Here is a 22,152-nt window from a genome sequence, read left to right on the forward strand (position 1 = left end):
GGCGCAGCATTCAGGGTCTTGCGCGAAATCGCCAGATAGACCGGCAGTCACATTTCGGTCAATTCCAGTTTGAGTTTGCCTGGGGCCGGCACTAGCCTGCCGGCTCGGCAGCAGGTCCGGGGGCATGGGATGGGGCGAGACAAGGCGGCAGGCCGGGCGGGCACCGCATGGAGATGACGGGGCTTGCCGTCCTGGCCGCGGTCGTCGTTCTGGTCGCCCTGCACATGCCCGTGGCGCTGTCGCTGATCCTGCCCGGTGCCATCGGCCTGGCCGTCCTGGGTGCGGGCGGGCAGATCCCGGACCAGCTATGGGCCCTGCTGGCGGCCCCCGATCTGGCGGCGGTCCCGTTGGTCCTGTTGCTGGGGAACATTGCCTTCCATGGGGGCTATGCCACGCAACTGCATGACGCCGCGGCGGTTCTGCTGCAAGGCCGGCGCGGCGGCCTGGCCTTGGCGTCGATCCTTGGCTGCGCGGGCTTTGCCGCGACCAGCGGATCCTCGGTCGCCTGTGCGGCCACGATGGGGCGGATCGCCGTGCCAGCGATGGGGCAGGCGGGATATGATCCGCGCCTTGCAGGATCCTCGGTGGCGATCGGCAGCACGCTGGGGGCGCTGCTGCCGCCATCCATGCTGCTGATCCTGTGGGCGCTGCTGACCGGCACGCCTTTGGCGCAGATGTTCATGGGCGCCCTGCTGCCGGCCGCCTTGTCGTTGGCGGGAATGGTTGCAACGGTGCTGTGGTGGGTCCGGCGCGACCTGGAGGCCGGACCGCCTGCGCAGATTCTCCAGGTGCCGCGCAGCATGGCGGTCCAGGCGGCATGGCCTGCGCCGGTGCTGCTGGCGATCCTGCTGGGCGGGATCGGCTTCGGGCTTCTGTCCCCTGTCGCCGCACTGGGTCTTTCCGCCGGGGTGATGCTGGCCCTTGCGCTGGGCAATGGTCGCCTGACGGGCGAGACGCTGCTGTCGGTGCTGCGCGATTCCATCCTGCAGGCGGCGATCACCCTGCTGATGCTGGCAGGCGCGCGCCTGGTCCTTACGGCCATGGATCTGTCGGGACTGCCGGGGATGCTGGCGGTGGAGGCAGGCGCCTTGCCCCTGCTGGTCGCGGTCATGCTGCTGGGCCTGGCTTGCATTGTCCTGGGCCTTCTGGCCGAACCGGCGCTGATCCTGATCCTGGCGCTGCCCTTTGCCCTGGGGATCGGCGCGGCGCATGGGCCGGGGCCGGTCTGGTCCGGCATCGTGCTGATCAAGCTGGTCGAGATTGCTTTGATCCTGCCGCCCCTGGGGCTGAACGCGGTGGTTGTCGCGACGGCCGCCCGCATCCATCCCCAGGCGGTTTTCGCGGGTCTTGGCCGGTTCCTGTTCCTGGACCTTCTGGTCCTGACCGCCCTGGTGATGTTCCCGGCGCTGGCCTAGTCCTCGGATACAAGGCGGTGCTGCGGCGGATAGAACTGGCGCGCAAAGGAAACAGGGGTCGTGTCGGACCAATTCGTGCGTTCGATGGTCAGCACCGCCGTGCCTTCGGCGATGCTGAGATTGCGTGCGCAATCGCCCGTGGCGGCATCTGCCAGGATCGAGAACCGTCCATGCGTCAGGGCCACCTTCGCGGCCAGCCATTCATGCGCGGACTGCCCTTCGACATCGTCACGGGTCATGGCTGGCAACAGCGCAGGGTTAAGCCAGATCGCCTCGCAGCAATGCGGAACGCCGTCGGCTGCATACTTGGCCTTGATCAGCAGCAGCGGCTGCGTGGGGGGAACCTGAAGCGCGCGTGCGGCCAGGGGCGTCGGAAGCTGCGACCCGAAGCCCGTCAGTTCATAGGAATAGGCCGCGCCTATCCCCTCGATCTCGGTCCGCACGGCCGGCATGTCCAGGACCGTCTTGCGGGCCGAAGTCGCCGCAACACGGGTGCCGACCTTGCGCCTGCGCTCGATGATGCCGCTGTCGGCCAATTCGCGCAGGGCGCGGTTCACGGTCGCCCGTGCGCAGCCCAGGCTTCGCGCAAGTTCCTGTTCGGTCGGAATCAGTTCGCCGGGCGGCCATTCGCGGGACCGGATCCGGTCGAGCACGTCAGCCCTGACGGACTGCCAGGTGTTCATGCGTCTTCCGCCCCCCGCCGCGCCCGAAGCACGCAGCGACCGGACGAGGTTGCCGGGAATCTTTGCCATAGTTAACTTTGTTACTCGAAACACAATCCTTCCCAATGTCGGGTCTGGTCCCCGGTAAGGGAAGCTGTCCAAATCGTCAGTCGGCGAAATCTGCCGGATCCGCGTTGTTTTGCCGCAGATCGACGCAGAACCGGGCCTGCATCCGCTTGCGCCCGCCGTTGCGGCTGGTATTGCATCATATGCAGATACGCGGGGGGTCATGATGCGCGCGGAAGTCCCGACAGCCAATCCGACACTTGCGACCGGCACGGCCTGGGGCATCCTGACGGCGATCAGCCTGTGCCACATGGTCAACGACGTGATGCAGTCGATGCTGGCCGCGATCTATCCGCTGCTGCAGGTCGAGTTCTCGCTGACCTATGCCCAGATCGGGGTGATGACCTTCGCCTTCCAGGTCACGGCATCGCTGCTGCAACCGCTGATCGGGATGGCGACAGACAGGCACCCGCAGCCCCGTTCGCTGCCCTTCGGCATGGGCTCGACCTTTTGCGGGGTGCTGCTTCTGGCATTCGCGCATCATTACGGGATGCTGCTGGCCGGGGCGATGCTGATCGGTGTCGGCTCGGCGGTGTTCCATCCCGAAAGCTCGCGCGTGGCGAGGCTGGCATCCGGCGGGCGCTTCGGGACGGCGCAGTCGCTGTTCCAGATGGGCGGCAATTTCGGGCAGTCGCTGGGCCCGCTGCTGGCGGCCTTTATCGTCGTGCCGCTGGGTCGCCCGGCGGTCGCCTGGTTCGCCGTGGCCGCAGCCCTGGGCGGGGCGCTGCTGTGGCATGTGGGCAGCTGGGCCGAAGGCCGCCGCCGCGCCGCAACTGCGCGGCCCGACACCACCCTGCGTTACCCGCGCAACCTGGTGATCCGGGCCATTGCCGTGCTTGCGGTCCTGACCTTCACCAAGAACATCTACACCGCCTCGATGAGCAGCTATTTCACCTTCTTCACCATCGAGAAGTTCGGCCTGGGCCCGCAGGGCGCGCAGATCATGCTGTTCCTGTTCCTGGGCGGCATGGCCGGGGGCGTGATCCTGGGCGGCATCGTGGGCGACCGGATCGGGCCCTTGCGGGTCATCTGGTTTTCCATCCTGGGCGTCCTGCCCTTCACGCTGCTGCTGCCCCATGTGGGGCTGGCGGCAACCGGGATCCTGGCGGTCCTCATCGGGCTGATCCTGGCATCGGCCTTCCCGGCCATCGTGGTCTTCGCCCAGGAACTGGTGCCGGGCCGCACCGGCACGATCGCTGGCCTGTTCTTCGGCTTTTCCTTCGGCATGGGCGGCATCGCCGCCGCCGCCCTTGGCGTGCTGGCAGACGCGCGGGGGATCGAGACGGTGTTCCTGCTCTGCTCGTTCCTGCCGATCCTCGGCATCCTGACGATCTTCCTGCCGCGGCCCGGTCGCCTGATCGGCGGATGACCGAAGGGCCGCTGTTCTTCCACATCAGCCCCGACGGCTGTGGAGATGCGCGCCTCGCCCGGCTGTTCCGCCGCAACGGCCATGCCGCCGTCTGCCATGACAACGGGCGGCTGGCCGAGGACATCCTGTTCGCCCGCGCCTCAGGCTGCGATCCGCTTCAGCCCTGGCCTGATGCGGTGCTGTTTTCGGGTCTTTACCGCCACGCCCCCCATTGGCGTCCGCCGCTGGAAGCGTGGCGGCAGTTCGGCTGGCTGGCGGACCGTTTCCCGCAGGCGCGCTTCATCCTGGCACTGCGCGATCCCGAAAGCTGGATCCTCGACCGCCTGACGGGCGATGGCGGCGCAGTGGCGCGTTGCTATGCCCATCATCGCGGCTGCACCACCGCCGACCTGCCCGACCTGTGGGAGGCTGACTGGCACGCCCACCTGGCCGCCGTCGATGCCTTCTTCGGCACGGATCCCCGGCTGATCCGCGTCGATCTGGACAAGGAAATCCCGGCCGATCTTGCCAGGCGGTTGGCGCCCCTGCTTCGGCTGGACGATCCGGGTGACCAACAGGCCTGGTTTCCCCCCACGCGTCCGGCGCCTGCAGACTTGCTCTCCTTGCTGGCCCAGCCCCCTGCCGAGAAAATCGATCAGGACTATGTTAGGGATGTGGCGTCCTTTTGCCTGCGGGGCATGGGGCCGGGGGAGGGAGGGGATGCCGAGGTTTCGGAATATTTTTCCACCTGGGATGGCGATGCGACCATTGCCAACCGCCACGGCAGCCGTCGCCGCATCTGCGTCCTGCCGGGAACGGGCGCGGTTTCGGCCCCCGACCGGCATTTCAAGCTGATCCGGGCCGAAGGCGTCGTCAACGACGCCCTGCGCCTAGGCCGCGCCATGCCCCTGCGCATTGACATGGAGGATTCCCGCTGGTTCGGCAGCCCCCAGGGCCAGCCGCTGGCCGCGCCGACATTGTGCCACAACCGCAGGGCGGGTGCACGGAACGCAGTCCTGTGGCCGCTGCCCGACCAGCACAGCATCGGACTGCCGGGCTTCGATCCCGATGCCGCCCCCGACCCGGTCCCGTGGGAGGAGAAGCTGGACCAGGTCGTCTGGCGCGGCATGATCTCGGGCAGTGAGATGACGGGCGGCATCAGGCCGCGCGCGGCCTCGCACGCGATCCTGCGGGACTTGGCAGCGGCGGGCGACGACCCGGAACGGCGGCAGGCCGCCTGGGACCGGCTGTGCAACACCAACCGGCTGGCCTTCGTGCGGCAGTGGTGGGGGCATCCCGACTTCGACCTGGGGGTGGTGATGGCATGGCGCTTTCGCGACTTTGCCCGCGACCCACTGCTTGCGCCCTATTGCACGCCACGCCAGGACCGGGCCTTCTTCCACCGCTTCCGGTATCAGCTGTGCCTGTCGGGCTATGACCACGGGTCGAACTTCATGGGCGCGATCGACGCCCAGTCGGTGCTGCTGGCCGAGGAAGACGGGTGGGAGGTATTCTATTCCGGCCGCTTCCAGCCGTGGAAACACTATATCCCGCTGGAACGCTATTGCGGCGACATCGACAAAAAGCTGGCTTGGGCGCGCAGAAATCCCCAGCAATGCAAGGCCATGTCCGCCGCCGCGCGCCATGAAGCCGCGCTGCTGCGCAAGCCTGCCACGCGACGGGCGATCATGGCCCGCATCCTCGACGGGCTGGCCGCCGCAGGCTAAGTCTTGCGTGCAGGAGGAAGCCATGACCACCATCCGCATCGAACCCATCACCGCCGAAGCCTTCGCCCCCTTCGGCGATCTGCTGACACCCCGCGCCACGCCGGACCGCATGATCAACGCGGGCCGCTGCGAACGCCACCACGCGCTTGCCACGGTGGAACGCGCAGGGGGCGAGGCGATCATCTCGATCTTCCGGTCGAAAGCGGTCAGCCTGCCCTATGACTGCACGCTGCTGGAACGCCACCCGCTGGGCAGCCAGGCCTTCATGCCGCTGGGGCCGGATGCCTGGCTGTCGGTCGTGGCCCCGGACGAAGGCGGCAGGCCCGGCGCGCCGCGCGCTTTCCTTGTGCCTGCCGGCATGGGCGTGAACCTGCGGGCGGGCGTTTGGCATGGCGTGCTGACGCCGCTGGACAGGCCCACCGATTTCCTGGTCGTGGACCGCGAAGGCGAAGGCGTGAACCTTGAAGAGGTCACCATCGCCCCTGTAACCATCACCCCATGATTCTGCCCGATTTCAGCCTTGAACTGGCCGCCCTGTCGCGCGGCGCCCGACATGTGGCCGGCGTGGACGAGGTCGGCCGCGGTCCCTTGGCCGGTCCCGTCACCGCCGCCGCCGTGGTGCTGGACCCGGACAACATCCCCGACGGGCTGAACGATTCAAAGAAACTGACGGCCAAGCGGCGCGAGACCCTGGCGGAATGGCTGGCCGCCAACTGCGACCATTGCGTCATCCACATCGGCGTCGACGAGATCGACCGCCTGAACATCTACCATGCCTCGCATCTGGCGATGTGCAAGGCGGTCGCCGGTCTGCGCACCCGGCCTTGCATGGTGCTTGTGGACGGGAACCGCGTGCCCCGCGACCTGTCCTGCCCGGGCGAGGCAATCGTCGCAGGCGACGCGCGTTGCGTGACGATTGCCGCCGCCTCGATCCTGGCCAAGGTGGCGCGCGACCGCCTGATGGTGGATTTGGCGCAACAACATCCCGGATACGGCTGGGAATCAAATGCAGGATACGGGACACCCGCGCACAAGCAGGCCCTGCTAGATTTGGGCGTCACCCCCTATCATAGGCGTTCGTTCCAGCCAGTCCACAACATCTTGTGTAAAGCCCTAGAGGCAAGCTGTTGATTCAAAAAAGAAATTGACGCCGATTCGGGTCTGAATCATCTTGTGCGGATACCAGACCGGCAAAAAGCCGGCAAATCCCCCCTGAGGCGAAGATGATAAAGACCAAGGATCAGCGCATGGCAGCCGCGCGACCGTTACCCCTGAACCAGATTCTGGCCGGCGATTGTATCGCGGTGATGAACGCGCTTCCCGAAGCCAGCGTGGACCTGATCTTTGCCGACCCGCCCTATAACCTGCAATTGCGGGGCGACCTGCACCGGCCCGACAATTCCAAGGTCGATGCGGTGGACGATCACTGGGACCAGTTTTCCAGCTTCGCCAGCTATGACGCCTTTACCCGCGACTGGCTGGCTGCCGCGCGCCGGTTGCTGAAGCCCAACGGCGCGATCTGGGTTGTCGGCAGCTATCACAACATCTTCCGCGTGGGGGCCGAGATCCAGAACCAGGGCTTTTGGATCATGAACGACGTGATCTGGCGCAAGTCGAACCCCATGCCGAACTTTCGCGGCAAGCGGCTGACCAACGCGCATGAAACGCTGATCTGGGCCGCTAAATCGGAATCGTCCAAATACACCTTCAACTACGAGGCGCTGAAGTCGCTGAACGAAGGCACGCAGATGCGGTCGGACTGGGTGATCCCGATCTGCAACGGCGGGGAACGCCTGAAGGACGCGGCGGGCGACAAGGCCCATCCGACCCAAAAGCCCGAGGCGCTGCTGCACCGCGTCATCATCGGCACGACCAATCCCGGCGACGTGGTGCTGGACCCGTTCTTTGGCACCGGCACCACCGGCGCGGTCGCCAAGATGCTGGGCCGCGACTTCATCGGGATCGAGCGCGAGGAAGCCTATCGCACCGTGGCCGAACGCCGCATCAGCCGCATCCGCCGCCTGGATGCCGATGCCTTGGCCACCACCCGCGCCAAGCGGTCCGAACCGCGCATCCCCTTCGGCCAGGTGATCGAGCGCGGGATGCTGCGCCCGGGCGAGGAGCTTTATTCGATGAACAACCGCCACAAGGCCAAGGTCCGCGCCGACGGCAGCCTGATCGGCAATGACGTGAAGGGATCGATCCACCAGGTCGGCGCCGCCCTGGAAGGCGCGCCATCCTGCAATGGCTGGACATATTGGCATTACCGCCGCGAAGGCCGGATGATCCCCATCGACATCCTGCGCCAGCAGATCCGCGCCGAGATGGAAGGCGAGGTTTCCCGCCCGAACTGAAATCCATGGTTCGCCTGGTTCCCCCGGCTGCCGCCAGGGGAGAACCGCCTAGCCCCGCCACGATTGCTGGCGGGGCTTTTTTCACCGCGGCGTGCTCAGACCCAGGGCCGGGCCTGCGCCATCTGCGTTTCGAAGCTTTCGATGCGCGGCGCCTTTTCCATGGTCAGGCCGATGTCGTCCAGCCCGTGCAGCAGGCAATGCTTGCGGAACGGGTCCATCTCGAAGCTGAAGACCACCCCGTCCGATGAGGTGACGGTCTGGTTTTCCAGATCCACCGTCATGCGGGCATTGGCGCCCTTGCGCGCATCTTCCATCAGCACGTCCACGGCGTCCTGCGGCAGGACAATGGGCAGGATGCCGTTCTTGAAGCAGTTGTTGAAGAAGATGTCGGCAAAGCTGGTCGAGATCACGCAGCGTATCCCGAAGTCCAGCAGCGCCCAGGGCGCATGTTCGCGCGAGGATCCGCAGCCGAAGTTGTCCCCGGCCACGATGATCTGGGCCTGCCTGTAGGCAGGCTGGTTCAGCACGAAATCGGGGATCTCGTTGCCGTCTCGGTCATAGCGCATCTCGTCGAACAGGTTCACCCCCAGCCCTGACCGCTGGATCGTCTTCAGGAACTGCTTGGGGATGATCATGTCGGTGTCGATGTTGACCAGCGGCATGGGTGCCGCGATGCCGGTCAGGGTTGTGAACTTGTCCATGTGTCCTCTTGGCTTCTGCTTTCCCTTGCCCCGGGCTACTGTGCCCGCGTCCGGCAGGGGAGAATGTTGGCGTGACGGTAAGTGAATTGCAGGGCTGCGTGCTGCAGCGGTGGTCGCCCCAGATCGGTGATCCGGGGCTGACCGGCTGGCTGACGGTGCTGGCCTATGCGGCCTGCACGCTGCTGGCCCTGGCCGTGTGGCGGCGGCTGAAGGGCCAACGCGGGCGTGTCTTCTGGCTGGTCCTGTCGCTGCTGCTGGCGGCTTTGGCGGTCAACAAGCAACTGGATCTGCAATCGGCGGTCACGGCGGCGGGAAAATGCCTTGCCCGCGCGCAGGGCTGGTATGACCAGCGCCGGGTGATGCAGGTGCTGTTCATCGGCGCGGTGGTTGCCGCTGCGCTTGTGCTGCTGGTCAGCATGACCGCCAGCCTGTGGGGCAGGCTTCGTTACAACCTGCTGGCTGCGATCGGCCTGACCCTCGTGCTTTGCTTCGTGCTGGTCCGCGCCCTGAGCTTCCACCATTTCGACCGCCTGATCGGCACGACGAACTTCGGCGTGACGAACAATTTCCTGTTCGAGAATGCCGGGCTGGTCCTGATCGCCGTCAACGCAACCTGGCTTTTGGCGCGCAAGCGCGTTCCGTCCCGGCGCAGTCCGGCCGCGCGGGCCGGCTGATCGGGTCAACCGGCGCCCCGCCATGCAGGGGCTGGCCATGTCAGGCCAGTTCCCGCGACAACTCCCGCACGTCGACCAGATGCCCGGCCACGCCCGCCGCCGCCGCCATCGCTGGCGACATCAGATGGGTGCGGCCCTTGTAGCCCTGGCGGCCTTCGAAGTTGCGGTTGCTGGTCGCGGCGCAGCGTTCGCCGGGGGCCAACTGGTCGGGGTTCATGCCCAGGCACATCGAACAGCCTGCAAGGCGCCATTCGAAGCCCGCCTCCTTGAAGACCGCGTCCAAGCCTTCTTCTTCGGCCTGGGCGCGGACAAGGCCGGATCCCGGCACGACCATGCCGCGCACACCGGGCGCCAGCCTGCGCCCGCGCAGGATGTCGGCGGCGGCACGCAGATCCTCGATCCGGCCATTGGTGCAGGACCCGATAAAGACCGCGTCGATGGCAATGTCGGTCAGCCGGGTGCCAGCCGTCAGGCCCATGTAGTCCAGGCTGCGCCTGGCAGCCTCGACCTTGCCGCCGGTGAAATCCTCGGGGGAGGGGACGGTGGCGGTGATGGGCAGCGCGTCCTCGGGGCTGGTGCCCCAGGTGACGGTGGGGGCGATATCCTCGCCGCGAAGGGTTACGACCTTGTCCCAATGGGCGTCGTCGTCGGAAAACAGCGTCTTCCACCAGGCAACCGCCGCTTCCCATTGGGCGCCCTTGGGCGCATGGGGGCGGCCCTTGACGTAATCGAAGGTGGTCTGGTCGGGCGCGATCAAGCCCGCGCGGGCGCCGCCCTCGATCGCCATGTTGCAGATGGTCATGCGGCCTTCCATCGACAGGTTGCGGATCGCCTCGCCGCAGTATTCGATGACATGGCCGGTGCCGCCGCCGGTGCCGGTCTTGCCGATGATCGCCAGCACCACGTCCTTGGCGGTGACGCCGGGGGCCAGCCGGCCGGTCACCTCGACCTTCATGTTCTTCGACTTCTTCTGGATCAGCGTCTGGGTGGCCAGCACATGCTCGACCTCGCTGGTGCCGATGCCGTGGGCAAGCGCCCCGAAGGCGCCGTGCGTCGCGGTATGGCTGTCGCCGCAGACAACGGTCATGCCGGGCAGGGTCCAGCCCTGTTCGGGGCCGACGATATGCACGATGCCCTGGCGGATGTCGTTGACGGGGTAGTAGACCACGCCGAACTCGCGCGCATTGCGGTCAAGCGCGTCGACCTGGATGCGCGATTCCTCGTTGTCGATGCCTTTCTCGCGGTCCCAGGTGGTGGGAACGTTATGATCGGGCACGGCAATCGTGCGCTCGGGGGCGCGGACGGTGCGGCCGGTCATGCGCAGCCCTTCGAAGGCCTGCGGGCTGGTCACCTCGTGGACCAGGTGGCGGTCGATATACAGAAGGCAGGTGCCGTCATCCTGGCGGTCGACGACATGGGCGTCCCAGATCTTGTCATAAAGCGTCCGCGCGGAGGCGGATTTGGGCTCAAGGGTCATGGCTAATGGCTTTCGGCTGTGATGGGATCGTGGCGGACGGATCGGCTGCGGCAGGACCGCAGCCCGTCACAGTCGCGCCGTCACGCCGCGCGTTTCGCCAAAGAACCGCGAAGGCAGGCGCGCGCGGTCATGGATGTCGAAATAGATGAACCCGGACATGGCCGATGTTCTAGGCCGCTTTCCCGCGCCACGCAATATTCTTGAGCCGCGGCACCGGCGGCCCTGTTCCGCCTTGCCATCGCGGTCGGGGCGGTCCAAAGCGTCCCATCGCACATCCCAGAAAGCGGAATCGGGCCGGGAACATTGAGATGGTCCGAAAAGTTGCTATCTTTGATCCATCCCCTGCGCCGGGGGCGATCGGCGCGCTGACCGGAGGATACAACCCTGTCACAAGACGTCTCGCCGGCCACGGGGCCGGCAGCGACCGCCGCCGCCGGGCATGATCTGACCAGCGACCAGATCCTTGCCCGCGTCCTGTCCTCGCTTGACGACGACAAGGCCGAGGACATCGTCACGATCGACCTGCGTGGACGGTCGGCCATGGCGGATCACATGGTGATCGCATCGGGCCGCAGTTCCCGCCAGGTGGGCGCCATCGCCGAAAAGCTTGCTGACCGCATCAAGCAGCTGACCGGCCGCACCCCCCGCATCGAGGGCAAGGACACCGGCGACTGGGTGCTGATCGACACGGACGACGTGATCGTCCACGTCTTCCGCCCCGAGGTCCGAGAGTTCTACCAGCTGGAGAAGATGTGGATGCCCGCCGACGCCCTCAGCCGCGTCCGCGACCAGGCCCGCCCCGCGCATTAAGCCGGGCGGGTTCATGCGCATCGACATCGCCGCCGTCGGGCGGCTGCGCAAGGGTCCAGAGGCCGCGATGGTGGCCGATTACCTGGACCGATTCGCCAAGGCCGGCCGCAGCCTTGGCCTTCCCTCCATCACCCTCACCGAAGTCGAGGACAAGCGCGGCGGCGGCATGGCTGCCGAGGCCGAACTGCTGGGCCGCGCCATCCCTCCGGGGGCGGCACTGGTCTGCATGGACGAACGCGGTGACCAGCCCACCTCGCCCGAGTTCGCGCGGCGGCTGGCGGCTTACCGGGACGGGGCGCGCGATCTCTGCTTCGTGATCGGCGGCGCGGACGGGATCGACCCGTCGCTGCGGGCGCGGGCAGATTGGCAGATCAGCCTCGGCCGCATGGTCTGGCCGCATATGCTGGTGCGTGTGATGCTGGCCGAACAGCTTTACCGCGCGTCCACGATCCTGGCCGGATCCCCCTATCACCGGGAATGAAGGGAAAAGTGGGGCGGGGGCTGTCTGCCCCCATCTCCTGCGGCGACTCCCCCGAGGATCCTTGCGCAAAGGTGAAGCGGCGGGCCTTCATCTTGGTGCAAATATCCCGGGGGTCCGGGGGCTGGCCCCCGGCCTTGCGGTTGCCGCTGGGGCGCCGCAAGCGTAACAAGGCCCAAACATCCCGAGGGGCGACATGACGAAACCTGTGGTCTTGTGCATTCTTGACGGCTGGGGCCTGTCCGACCGGCCCGAACAAAGCGCGCCCGATCAGGCCGCGACGCCGAACTTCGACCGGCTGATGCGCGATTGTCCGCACGCAACCCTGACCACCTTCGGCCCCGACGTCGGACTGCCGCGCGGGCAGATGGGCAATTCCGAGGTGGGCCATACCAATATCGGCGCGGGCCGCGTCGTCGCGATGGACTTGGGCCAGATCGACCTGGCGATTGAGGACGGCAGCTTCGTGGGCAACGAAAGCCTTGTGCGGTTTGTCGAGCGGCTGCGTGCCACGGGCGGGACGGCGCATCTGATGGGCGTGGTGTCCGACGGAGGCGTGCATGGCCATGTGGTCCATGTCCAGGCCGCCGTTCGCGCCATCGCCGGGGCAGGCGTGCCGGTCGTCCTGCACGCGATCACCGACGGCCGCGACGTGCCTCCGCAATCCGCGATGGGCTTTGTCACCGAACTGCAAGGGTCGATGCCCGAAGGCGCGCGGATCGGCACGGTCATCGGGCGCTATTACGCGATGGACCGCGACAACCGCTGGGAACGGGTGGAACGCGCCTATCGCGCCATCGTCGCGGGGCAGGGCGAACCCGCGCTGTCGGCGGACCTGGCCGTGACGGACGCCTATGCGCGGGGCGAGACAGACGAATTCATCCAGCCCTTCATCGTCGACGGCTATAACGGCGCGATGGACGGGGACGGGTTCTTCTGCCTGAACTTCCGGGCCGACCGCGCGCGGGAAATCCTGACGGCGCTTGCCGATCCGACCTTCGACCATTTCGACACGGGCGACCGTCCGGAATGGGCGGCGCTTCTGGGGATGGTCGACTACAGCACCCGCCACAACGAGTTCATGACCACCGCCTATCCCAAGCGGCAGGTCGTCAACACGCTGGGCGCCTGGGTCGCCGCCAAGGGCCTGCGCCAGTTCCGCCTGGCCGAGACCGAGAAATATCCCCATGTCACCTTCTTCCTGAACGGCGGCAAGGAGGCGCCCGAGCCGGGCGAGGACCGCTTCATGCCCTCGAGCCCGAAGGTCGCGACCTATGACCTGGCCCCCGAGATGGCGGCGGACCAGGTGACCGACAAGCTGGTCGAGGTGATCGGCGCAGGCTACGACCTGATCGTCGTCAACTTCGCCAATCCAGACATGGTGGGCCATACCGGCAGCCTGCCCGCCGCCGTCCTGGCCTGCGAGGCCGTGGACCGCGGCCTGGGCCGGATGCTGGAGGCGCTTGAGCGCGTGGGCGGGGCGGCAGTGGTCTGCGCCGATCACGGCAACTGCGAGACGATGGTCGATCCCCTTTCCGGCGGGCCGCATACCGCCCATACCACCAATCCCGTGCCTGTGATCGTCTATGGCGGACCTGCTGGCGCGCGGCTGCGCGACGGGCGCCTGGCCGATCTTGCGCCCACGGTGCTGGACCTGATGGGCCTGGACCTACCGGTCGAGATGACGGGCAAAAGCCTGATCGTGACCGCATGAGGTTCCTGATCCCCCTGGCCCTGGCAGCCCTTGTCCTCGCCGCGCCCGTTCCGGCGCAGGAACCCTCGGTCACCGCCGCCGTGTCCGAGGCGCAGGACGCCGCCGCCCAGTTGCGCGCGGCCGTGGCCAAGTTGGCCGATGCGGTGTCCGCAGACGACCAGGTGACGGCCCTGACCGAGGTGATCCGGGGCTATGAACAGGGCCTTTCCGCCCTGCGCGACGGCTTGCGCCAGGCCAGCGCGCGCGAAGCCGAATTGCGCGCCCGCTTCGAATCGCAGCGGGGCAGGCTGGCCTCGGTTCTGGGCGCCATGACCGCGTTGCAGCAGGCGCCCGAAACCACCATGCTGCTCCATCCGGCAGGCGCGCTTGCCAATGCGCGTTCGGGAATGGTGCTGTCGGATGTCACCCCCGGCCTGCGGGCCGAGGCCGAGCGGCTGCAGGACGACCTGGCTGAAATCGCCACCGTGCGCGACCTGCAGGCAGGCGCGGCGCAGATGCTGGGCACGGGGCTTGCCTCGGTGCAGGAAGCGCGCCGCCTGCTGGCAAGCGCCGTCACCGACCGGTCAAGCCTGCCGGTGCGCTATGCCGATGCCCCCGCCGAATTGCAGCAATTGCGCGACGCCGCGCAGTCGCTGGACGAATTCGCGGCAGGGGTTTCCCGGCTGCAACTGGATGTCGGCCCGCCGATGGAGGATTTCGAGGGCGCCCAGGGCACCCTTCCGCTGCCCGCCGTCGGCACCATCCTGCGCCTTTACGGCCAGCCCGACGCCGCGGGCGTCGAACGGCCCGGCTGGGTCATCGCAACCCCCCCTGCGGCCCTGGTCACCACACCGTGGTCCGCCACCATCCGCTATCGCGGCCCTTTGCTGGATTACGGCAATGTGATGATCGTCGAGCCCGCGCGCGGTTATCTTCTGGTCTTCGCGGGCATGTCGCAGGTCTTCGGAGAGGTGGGCGATGTGCTGCAGGCGGGCGACCCGATCGGCCTGATGGGCGGGACCGAGGCGCCGGCGCAGGAATTCGGTGCGCAATTCGTGACCGATGCCGCCATCGGCGGAAATGCAGGGCAGACCGAATCCCTGTATCTTGAATTGCGCAAGGGACAGGAAACTCTGGACCCGGCGGAATGGTTCGTGCTGAATCCCGTCGTGGAGCCTGAACAGGATTGAAGGCAGGAAAGGCCGTCATGAAACATTATCTGATCGCAGGCGTGGGCGGTGTTCTGGCCGGTGCGCTTCTGACCACCCAGATCGCCGGGCCGCTGGTCGCACAGGAAACCGGCAGCAACGCCTCGATCTATGAACAGCTTGAACTGTTCGGCAATGTGTTCGAACGCGTCCGGGCCGACTATGTCGAGGCACCCGACGACAAGGAACTGATCGAGGCCGCGATCAACGGGATGCTGACCTCACTGGATCCGCATTCGTCCTTCCTGTCGGCCAACGATTACGAGGACATGCAGACCCAGACCCGCGGCAGCTTCGGCGGCCTTGGGATTGAGGTCAGCCAGGAAGAGGGCCTGGTCAAGGTCGTCTCGCCCATCGACGACACCCCTGCCGCCGAGGCGGGCGTGAAGTCGGGCGACTTCATCACCCATGTGAACGGCGAATCGCTGATGGGCCTGACGCTGGACCAGGCCGTGGACATGATGCGCGGCCCCATCGGGTCCGAGATCACCGTGACCATCCTGCGCGAGGGCGAGACCGAGCCCTTCGACCTGACCATGACCCGCGACACGATCAAGCTGACCGTGGTCAAGACCCGGATCGAGGGCAAGTCGGTCGTGCTGCGCGTGTCGACCTTCAACGACGAAACCTTTGACACGCTGAAATCCGAACTGGACAAGGCCGTCGCGGAAGCCGGCGGCATCGACAAGGTCACGGGCTTCGTGCTGGATCTGCGCAACAACCCCGGCGGCCTTCTGAACCAGGCGATCAGCGTGTCCGACGCCTTCCTGGACGCGGGCGAGATCGTTTCGACCCGCGGCCGCAACCCCGAGGAAAGCGAACGCTGGAACGCGGAAGCGGGCGATCTGGCGCAGGGCAAGCCGATGGTCGTGCTGACCAATGGCGGTTCGGCCAGTGCATCCGAAATCGTCGCGGGCGCGCTGCAGGACCACCGCCGCGCCATCGTAGTGGGCGAGAAGACCTTCGGCAAGGGCTCGGTCCAGACGGTGATGCCGGTCACCGCCGACAGCGCCATCCGCCTGACCACCGCGCGCTATTACACCCCGTCGGGACGGTCGATCCAGTCGCTGGGCATCCAGCCCGACATCCTGGTGGCACAGCCCGCCCGCCCGCCCGCCTCTGAGGACGAGGAGGAAGGCCCCCGCAGCCAGTCGAACTTCGGCCGGTCCGAGGCCGACCTGCGCGGCGCGCTGAACAACGATTCGGTCAGCGACGACGAGAAGAAGCAGATCGAGGACGAGGCCGCCGCGGTCGAGGCCACCGCCAAGCTGCGCGAGGAGGATTACCAGTTGGCCTATGCGGTCGATATCCTCAAGGGCCTGGCGGCTGTCGATTTCCAGGCGGGCCAGGTGCCTGCCGCCGCGACCCCCGCCGTGACGGGCGAGGGATCGGGAACCCCCGGATCGGGTGCGGCCAACACGAATGGCTGAATCGGATCGGATGGGGCAGGAGGGGCTTCCCTATCGGCCCTGCGCGGGCGTCGTGCTGATGAACGCCGAGGGGCTGGTCTTTGCAGGCCAGCGGATCGACATGCCGGGCGCCTGGCAGATGCCACAGGGCGGTATCGACGGGGATGAAACCCCGCGCGACGCCGCCTTGCGCGAACTGACCGAGGAAACCGGCGTCGCCCCCGACAAGGTCGAGGTGCTGGCCGAAACGCCCGGCTGGGTCTATTACGACCTGCCGCCCGAACTTCTGGGCAAGGTCTGGAAGGGCCGCTATGGCGGCCAGCGCCAGAAATGGGTGCTGATGCGGTTCTTGGGCGAAGATGCCGACATCCGCATCGACACCGACCACCCCGAGTTCCAGGAATGGCGGTGGATGCCCCCCACGGCGCTGCTGGAAAACATCGTGCCCTTCAAGCGCGGCGTCTACGAGGAGGTGCTGGCGGCGTTTCAGGGGTGGCTGCGGTAGGAGCGCGACAGGGCAGTGATCGCCACGCGGTCAGACCTGCCGGTCGCTTCGCCTTTGGCGGTTCCGTCACGGCCAGATCAGCGCCACATAGGCCGCGTATCCTGCGACAAGGACGGCCCCCTCCCTGCGGCTTATACGCCTGCCGGTGAAGGCGAATGCCACCAGCACCAGCGACGCCCCGATCATGATCAGGTTGTCGAAGCGGACGATCTCGCTCGGCACGTTCGTGGGCGAGATCAGAGCCGTGAAGCCGCCGATACCCAGGATGTTGTAGATGTTGGACCCGACGACGTTTCCGAATGCCACCTCGGTCTGCTTGCGGAGTGCGGCCATGACGGATGTCACAAGTTCGGGCATGGAGGTTCCGATGGCGACGATCGTCAGGCCGATGATCGTTTCCGATATCGAGAACGAGCGAGCCAGGCCAACGGCACCGCTTACCAGGAAATTGCCGCCCAGCACGACAAGGGCCAATCCGGCGATCGCGATCAGGATCGAGAGGAAGGCGGACCTGCCGATTTCACTTGGGGCCTTGAGGGCGGGATCTGCCTCTTGCAGGGCCAGCGACTTGTCGAAGGCTGCGCCATGCGCATCGTCCAGGGCGCCGGCAGCCAGGCCGCGCTCTTGCCAGAAGGCTGCGAAGATGTAGCCTGCAAGGGCAAGCACGAAGACCAGACCGGCCAGCAGCCCCATCGGCACAAGCGCGGCAACGATCGCGAAGACGACCGTGACCAGGACCATGATCGTGCTGTCCCGCTTCAGTGCGTTCGAGGATACGGCGATCGGCGTGATGATCGCGGCGATCCCGAGGATCAGAAGGATGTTGGCAATGTTGGAGCCGACGATGTTGCCATAGGCAATCCCGGGCGACCCGCTGAGTGCCGCCTGAACCGAGGTAACAAGCTCGGGCGTCGAGGTTCCGAAACCGACCAGCGTAAGGCCGATGACAAGGGGCGAGACACCAAGCCGGTTCGCCACCTGCACGGCCCCTCGGACCAGCATCTCTCCTCCCAGCATCAGCAGGATCAAGCCCCCGACAAGCTGAAGTGCTATCTGCATGGATGATCCTCCGGGCTGATCCTTCGCACCAAACTGCCGCGAGAAATAAAGCCGTTCAACCTCGGGAGAGATTGGGTAGAGGGAGAGGTGACCTGCGTCGGTCCGTCGGGCCTGGATGCCCGAACGGAAAGGGCGCCCGAACCGGACGCCCCCTTCGCTTACCGCCGCAATTGACCCAGCAGGATCGAGGTCGGATAACCGTCTGGCGTCACGCCGATGGACCGCTGATAGGCCGCGACCGATTCCATCGTGGCCGACCCGAATAGCCCGTCGATCTCGCCTTGGTAGAAGCCCTTGGCGCGCAGGCGCTGCTGGATTTCCTGACGCTCGCTGGTGGACAGCGGGCGGTCGTTGCGCGGCCAGGATCCCTGGATGCCCGGACGTCCCGCGATGCGTTCGCCCAGGAAAGCCACGCCCAACGCATAGTTGTCCGAGTTGTTGTAGCGCAGGATCGACCGGAAGTTGTCGAGGATCAGGAAGGCCGGGCCGTTCGCCCCCGCCGGCATGATGATGGACCCGTTGCCCGAAGGCAGCGCGCCGCCGCCGATGCGGCGCACGCCCTGCGCGGCCCAGTCCGACCGCCGCGTGCCCTTGCCCACCAGGCCCATGTTGAAGCCCGGCGGCAGTTGCACCTCGGCCCCCCAGGCCTGGCCCGGCACCCAGCCGTTGCGGCGCAGGTAGTTCGCGGTCGAGGCCAGCGAGTCGGTCGGATCCTCGGACCAGATGTCGCGGCGGCCGTCGCCGGTGAAGTCGACCGCATAGTCCAGATAGGACGTGGGCATGAACTGCGTGTGGCCCATCGCCCCGGCCCAGCTTCCCAGCATGTGTTCGGGATCGGTGTCGCCTGCCTGCAGGATGCGCAGCGCGGCGATCAGCTGGTTCTGGAACATTTCTCCGCGCCGGCCGTCATAGGCCAGCGTCGCCAAGGACGGGATGATCTGCATCTTGCCGCGATTGGCGCCGAAGTTCGATTCCATGCCCCAGACGGCCAGCACGATCTCGCGCGGGACGCCGTAGCGGGCCTCGATCTGGGATAGGGTGCCCGACAGTTGCGCGGCCTTCTGGCGGCCGGTGGTGACGCGCACGTCCGACACCGCGCTGTCCAGGTACAGCCAGACAGGGCGGCTGAACTCGGCCTGCTTGCGGTCCAGGCGGATCACCTCAGGGTTATAGCGCGCGATCCGCATGGCGCGGTCATAGGTGGCGGGCGAAACGCCCGAGGCCACCGCGCGGGACCGGAAGGACTGGACGAAGTTCTGCAATCCCGCCTCGTCGCCCGCGGATGCCGCGGGGATCGGCGCGGGCGTAACCGGAGCGCTGCCGGACATGCCGCCGGGCGCGCGGTTCATCGGGCCTGCGCAGGATGCCAGAACGCCCACCAATGCGGTGGTCAGGAAGATGCGGGAAAGTGTCATGAATCGCCTGTCCGTAACTGCTGCTATTATTGTTAACGGCAGTTTAGCGAAGACACTTCCGGTTGAATAGGGCCGCGTCGCCCGTCAGTGCAGCGTCTCGCCCTCGTCCGACGCGCCCTCGCCTTTGAAGAAGGGCTGCATCTGCGCGATGATGACCGAGTTTTCGTCCAGGGCACGCTGCATCAAGGCGCGTTCGTCCTGATCGATTTCGTGACCCTCGGCCAGCCGTTCCTCCAGGCTGCCATAGCCGGTCACGTCCAGGGGCGACAGGTCGGCCTGCTTCAGGATCGCCACGGTCTCGCGCACCGCCTCGGCTTCGTCCCGGCCGGCGGAATAGCAGATCAGCGCGGCCCCGGTGGCGCCTTCCGGCAGGCCGTCGTCCTTGCTGCGGCCCACCTCGACCAGAAGGGTATAGACGTTCATGGCGACCTCTCTGCTGCGATGGCTTGCAACATCATGCCTGATGCGGGGACGCAAGATAAGGGGCGGGCTTTTCGCGCCCCTTCACCGCCGCTAGGGTCGCGCGAAAAGGGGAATGGGAATGAGCAAGAGCCTGGCACGGGTCCGCGCGGCCCTGGAAGCGGCGGGCGTCGACGCCGAGATTCGCGAGATGTCCGAAACGACCCGCACCGCCGAGGATGCTGCGCGGGCAGCGGGCTGCGCGGTGGACCAGATCGCCAAGTCGATCATCTTCCGGGGCGAGGCCACGGGCCATGTCATCCTGTTCCTGACCGCAGGCGGCAACCGCGTCGATCCGGCAAGGGCCACGACGGTCGCCGGGCAGCCCCTGGGCAAGGCCGACGCCGCCCTGATCCGCGAGGAAACCGGCTTCGCCATCGGCGGCGTGGCCCCGGTGGGGCATCTGAAGCCGGTGACGGCCTTCTTCGATCCGCGTCTTCTGGATTTCAGCGTCGTCTGGGCGGCGGCAGGAACGCCGCGCCATGTCTTCGCAATCGCGCCCAACCAACTGCTTGAGTTGACCGGGGGCAGGCTGGCGGATTTCACCGGCTGAGCAGGCGTTCCAGCAATGGGCTGCTTGGCTGCTCCAGCCGGTCGATCACATCGAAATGGTGCAGGCCGGGGTCAGTTACGCAATCGGTGGGGGCGCCCATGCCCGCCCAGATATTTGCCAGCAGGCGGGCCTGGCGGATGAACTCGGGCCGTTCCATGCCGCCGACCCAGGTGGTGACGGGGATCCCCTGGCGCGGGACCAGCAGGGCCGGGCTTTCGGCCACGGCCTCGGCCGCGTCGAGGTGCAGCGTCTCGTTCATCGTGGTCCGCATCAGCGGGCGCAGGTCGGTCAAAGGAGAGATCGGGATGCAGGTTGTCACCCGAAGGGCAACCGCATCGGGCAGCGTGCCGTCGTCGCAGATCATTCGGGCCGCCAGATGGCCGCCCGCCGAATGGCCGGTCAAGGCAATGGGACCGTCCACCTGTGCGGCCGCCTGCGTGATCGCCTCTGCCACCTCGGCCACCATCTGCCGGATGCGTGCTTGTGGTGCCAGGGTATAGGCCGGCATCGCCACCGCCCAGCCACGCGCAAGGGCACCCGCCGCAAGATGCGACCACATTCCGGGGTCGAAGCGCATCCAGTATCCGCCGTGGATGAAGACCATCAGCCCTTCCGGCGTGCCGTCAGGGTGAAACAGATGCCCGTGTCGCAGCGGCTTGGGCGGGTATGCTTCCCTGAACGCTGCCGCGGCGGACTGCCAGCGGGACACGAAGCCTTCGGCCTGCGGGATATGCGCGCCATTGGCATAAGCGTCGTCCCAGTCGATGACGTGATAGATCATGCTGCCCTCTCTTTCGGGCAGAAAAGGCTGCTGCTAGCCTGCGGTCAAGATGGAGAGAGCCATGACCGATTTTGCCGCCACCCGCCGCGCCTTCCACCTGCCCCAGGGGATCACCTACCTGGACGGCAATTCGCTGGGGCCGATGCCGGTCGCCGCGCACGACCGGGTGGCCCGGATGATGGCGGATGAATGGTCCGAGATGCTGATCACCGGCTGGAACAAGGCGGGCTGGTATGTCCAGCCGCGCAAGGTCGGCGACCGGATCGCGCGGCTGATCGGCGCGGGGCCGGGGCAGGTGGTGATGGGGGACACGCTGTCGATCAAGGTGTTCCAGGCCCTCAGCGCGGCCTTGGCGCTGCGTCCCGGCCGGCGGGTGATCCTGTCCGACAGCGGCAATTTCCCGTCTGATCTTTATGTGGCGCAAGGCCTTGCCCATTCCTTGGGGGCCGAGTTGCGCGTGGTCGCGCCCGAGGCGGTCAAGGCCGCCATCACCGACGACCTGGCCGTGCTGATGCTGACCGAGGTCGATTACCGCACCGGTCGCCGCCACGACATGGACGCGCTGACCGCCAGGGCGCATGACGCGGGCGCCCTGGCGCTGTGGGATCTGGCCCATTCGGCGGGGGCGGTCGATGTGGACCTGACCGCGGCCGATGCCGATTTCGCGGTGGGCTGCACCTATAAATACCTCAATGGCGGGCCGGGTGCGCCGGCCTTCATCTGGACCCATCCCCGCCATGCCGATGCGGCCCAGCCGATCCTGCAGGGCTGGATGGGGCATGACGCGCCCTTCGCCTTTGATCCCGACTATCGCCCCGCCGCCGGGGTGGAGCGGATGCGGGTGGGCACGCCGCCGGTGATCGCGCTGGCCGCGCTCGACGCGGCCCTGGATGTCTGGGACGATGTCAGCCTGGCCGACCTGCGCGCCCGGTCGATCGTGCTGACCCAAGCCTTCATCGCCGGGGTCGAGGCAAGCTGCCCAGACGTGACGCTCAATTCCCCGCGCGATCCGGCCCTGCGCGGGTCGCAGGTCAGCTTTTGCCATCCGCAGGGCTATGCGGTGATGCAGGCGCTGATCGCCGCGGGCATCGTTGGCGATTTCCGCGCCCCCGACGTGCTGCGCTTCGGCTTTGCACCCCTTTACAACGACCTGGACGATGTCGAGCGGGCGGTGGACGGGCTGGCCCGGATTCTGCGCGACGGCAACTGGAATGACGAAAGGTTTCATCAAAGAGCCGCCGTGACGTAGGGAGATGGGGCTTCCATCATGGACTGTTGTGAACCAGATATATTGCGTC

The 22,152-nt window shown here is 66.9% G+C and carries 22 protein-coding genes; 15 read left to right on the forward strand and 7 right to left on the reverse strand.

Annotated elements, in window-relative coordinates; all coding sequences use genetic code 11:
- The first annotated feature begins 173 nt into the window (after positions 1–173).
- The gene (locus FIU66_RS01665) at positions 174–1,415 is read left to right on the forward strand and encodes a TRAP transporter large permease subunit (protein ID WP_167621089.1); all 1,242 of its coding nucleotides are present in this window, start codon (positions 174–176) and stop codon (positions 1,413–1,415) included.
- On the opposite strand, the gene FIU66_RS01670 is transcribed toward FIU66_RS01665, so the two are convergent.
- Positions 1,412–2,167, reverse strand: a complete 756-nt coding sequence (locus FIU66_RS01670; RefSeq protein ID WP_167621090.1) for a GntR family transcriptional regulator — start codon at positions 2,165–2,167, stop codon at positions 1,412–1,414. The two genes, FIU66_RS01665 and FIU66_RS01670, sit on opposite strands and share 4 nt — an antisense overlap.
- 199 nt (positions 2,168–2,366) lie before the next feature.
- On the opposite strand from FIU66_RS01670, the gene FIU66_RS01675 reads away from it, so the two are divergent.
- The 5 genes from FIU66_RS01675 (at position 2,367) to FIU66_RS01695 (ending at position 7,632) form a co-directional block, all read left to right on the forward strand.
- Positions 2,367–3,572, forward strand: coding sequence for an MFS transporter (locus tag FIU66_RS01675; protein WP_167621091.1), 1,206 nt, complete (start codon positions 2,367–2,369; stop codon positions 3,570–3,572).
- Positions 3,569–5,278 (forward strand): glycosyl transferase family 90, encoded by a 1,710-nt coding sequence (locus FIU66_RS01680; protein ID WP_167621092.1) that lies wholly within the window; start codon positions 3,569–3,571, stop codon positions 5,276–5,278. Before FIU66_RS01675 ends, FIU66_RS01680 begins: the two co-directional genes overlap by 4 nt.
- Before the next feature lie 22 nt (positions 5,279–5,300).
- Positions 5,301–5,780: an ureidoglycolate lyase gene (locus tag FIU66_RS01685; RefSeq protein WP_167621093.1), complete on the forward strand. Its 480-nt coding sequence runs from the start codon at positions 5,301–5,303 to the stop codon at positions 5,778–5,780.
- Positions 5,777–6,409 (forward strand): ribonuclease HII, encoded by a 633-nt coding sequence (locus FIU66_RS01690; protein ID WP_167621094.1) that lies wholly within the window; start codon positions 5,777–5,779, stop codon positions 6,407–6,409. Before FIU66_RS01685 ends, FIU66_RS01690 begins: the two co-directional genes overlap by 4 nt.
- A gap of 116 nt (positions 6,410–6,525) precedes the next feature.
- Positions 6,526–7,632 carry a site-specific DNA-methyltransferase gene (locus FIU66_RS01695; RefSeq protein ID WP_167621095.1) on the forward strand — a complete coding sequence of 369 codons (1,107 nt, stop codon included), beginning with the start codon at positions 6,526–6,528 and terminating at the stop codon, positions 7,630–7,632.
- 95 nt (positions 7,633–7,727) lie between these two features.
- On the opposite strand, the gene leuD is transcribed toward FIU66_RS01695, so the two are convergent.
- Complete coding sequence (leuD, locus tag FIU66_RS01700) at positions 7,728–8,333, reverse strand: 3-isopropylmalate dehydratase small subunit (protein ID WP_167621096.1); 606 nt, start codon at positions 8,331–8,333, stop codon at positions 7,728–7,730.
- A gap of 71 nt (positions 8,334–8,404) precedes the next feature.
- Here leuD and FIU66_RS01705 point away from each other — a divergent pair, with 71 nt between their 5' ends.
- Positions 8,405–9,007: a hypothetical protein gene (locus FIU66_RS01705; protein WP_167621097.1), complete on the forward strand. Its 603-nt coding sequence runs from the start codon at positions 8,405–8,407 to the stop codon at positions 9,005–9,007.
- A gap of 40 nt (positions 9,008–9,047) precedes the next feature.
- Here the strand turns inward: FIU66_RS01705 and leuC are convergent, their stop codons facing one another.
- Positions 9,048–10,484, reverse strand: a complete 1,437-nt coding sequence (gene leuC / locus FIU66_RS01710) for a 3-isopropylmalate dehydratase large subunit (RefSeq protein ID WP_167621098.1) — start codon at positions 10,482–10,484, stop codon at positions 9,048–9,050.
- Between the two features lie 444 nt (positions 10,485–10,928).
- On the opposite strand from leuC, the gene rsfS reads away from it, so the two are divergent.
- The 6 genes from rsfS (at position 10,929) to FIU66_RS01740 (ending at position 16,587) form a co-directional block, all read left to right on the forward strand.
- Positions 10,929–11,294, forward strand: a complete 366-nt coding sequence (gene rsfS / locus FIU66_RS01715; RefSeq protein WP_167623345.1) for a ribosome silencing factor — start codon at positions 10,929–10,931, stop codon at positions 11,292–11,294.
- 13 nt (positions 11,295–11,307) lie between these two features.
- Entirely contained in the window at positions 11,308–11,775 is a 468-nt protein-coding gene (gene rlmH, locus FIU66_RS01720) for a 23S rRNA (pseudouridine(1915)-N(3))-methyltransferase RlmH (protein ID WP_167621099.1), read from the forward strand.
- Positions 11,776–11,968: 193 nt separating this feature from the next.
- On the forward strand, positions 11,969–13,486 hold the full coding sequence (gene gpmI, locus FIU66_RS01725; RefSeq protein ID WP_167621100.1) for a 2,3-bisphosphoglycerate-independent phosphoglycerate mutase: 1,518 nt from the start codon (positions 11,969–11,971) through the stop codon (positions 13,484–13,486).
- Positions 13,483–14,655, forward strand: a complete 1,173-nt coding sequence (locus tag FIU66_RS01730; RefSeq protein WP_167621101.1) for a murein hydrolase activator EnvC — start codon at positions 13,483–13,485, stop codon at positions 14,653–14,655. The genes gpmI and FIU66_RS01730 overlap by 4 nt, the downstream gene beginning before the upstream one ends.
- A gap of 17 nt (positions 14,656–14,672) precedes the next feature.
- Positions 14,673–16,103 carry a S41 family peptidase gene (locus FIU66_RS01735; protein ID WP_167621102.1) on the forward strand — a complete coding sequence of 477 codons (1,431 nt, stop codon included), beginning with the start codon at positions 14,673–14,675 and terminating at the stop codon, positions 16,101–16,103.
- Positions 16,096–16,587: an RNA pyrophosphohydrolase gene (locus FIU66_RS01740; protein WP_167621103.1), complete on the forward strand. Its 492-nt coding sequence runs from the start codon at positions 16,096–16,098 to the stop codon at positions 16,585–16,587. Before FIU66_RS01735 ends, FIU66_RS01740 begins: the two co-directional genes overlap by 8 nt.
- A 66-nt stretch (positions 16,588–16,653) precedes the next feature.
- On the opposite strand, the gene FIU66_RS01745 is transcribed toward FIU66_RS01740, so the two are convergent.
- The 3 genes from FIU66_RS01745 to FIU66_RS01755 form a co-directional block, all read right to left on the reverse strand.
- On the reverse strand, positions 16,654–17,646 hold the full coding sequence (locus FIU66_RS01745) for a calcium/sodium antiporter (RefSeq protein WP_167621104.1): 993 nt from the start codon (positions 17,644–17,646) through the stop codon (positions 16,654–16,656).
- Positions 17,647–17,804: 158 nt separating this feature from the next.
- On the reverse strand, positions 17,805–19,061 hold the full coding sequence (locus tag FIU66_RS01750; RefSeq protein WP_167621105.1) for a lytic murein transglycosylase: 1,257 nt from the start codon (positions 19,059–19,061) through the stop codon (positions 17,805–17,807).
- A gap of 84 nt (positions 19,062–19,145) precedes the next feature.
- Entirely contained in the window at positions 19,146–19,484 is a 339-nt protein-coding gene (locus FIU66_RS01755; RefSeq protein ID WP_167621106.1) for a hypothetical protein, read from the reverse strand.
- Between the two features lie 118 nt (positions 19,485–19,602).
- On the opposite strand from FIU66_RS01755, the gene FIU66_RS01760 reads away from it, so the two are divergent.
- On the forward strand, positions 19,603–20,073 hold the full coding sequence (locus tag FIU66_RS01760; RefSeq protein ID WP_167621107.1) for a YbaK/EbsC family protein: 471 nt from the start codon (positions 19,603–19,605) through the stop codon (positions 20,071–20,073).
- Here FIU66_RS01760 and FIU66_RS01765 read toward each other — a convergent pair.
- Positions 20,063–20,854, reverse strand: coding sequence for an alpha/beta hydrolase (locus FIU66_RS01765; protein ID WP_167621108.1), 792 nt, complete (start codon positions 20,852–20,854; stop codon positions 20,063–20,065). The genes FIU66_RS01760 and FIU66_RS01765 overlap by 11 nt on opposite strands.
- Positions 20,855–20,915: 61 nt before the next feature.
- Here FIU66_RS01765 and kynU point away from each other — a divergent pair, with 61 nt between their 5' ends.
- Positions 20,916–22,103 carry a kynureninase gene (gene kynU, locus FIU66_RS01770; RefSeq protein WP_167621109.1) on the forward strand — a complete coding sequence of 396 codons (1,188 nt, stop codon included), beginning with the start codon at positions 20,916–20,918 and terminating at the stop codon, positions 22,101–22,103.
- Positions 22,104–22,152 lie beyond the last annotated feature (49 nt).

The sequence above is a fragment of the Paracoccus sp. AK26 genome (genome assembly GCF_011801365.1).
GTDB classification, from domain to species: Bacteria; Pseudomonadota; Alphaproteobacteria; order Rhodobacterales; family Rhodobacteraceae; genus Paracoccus; species Paracoccus aerius.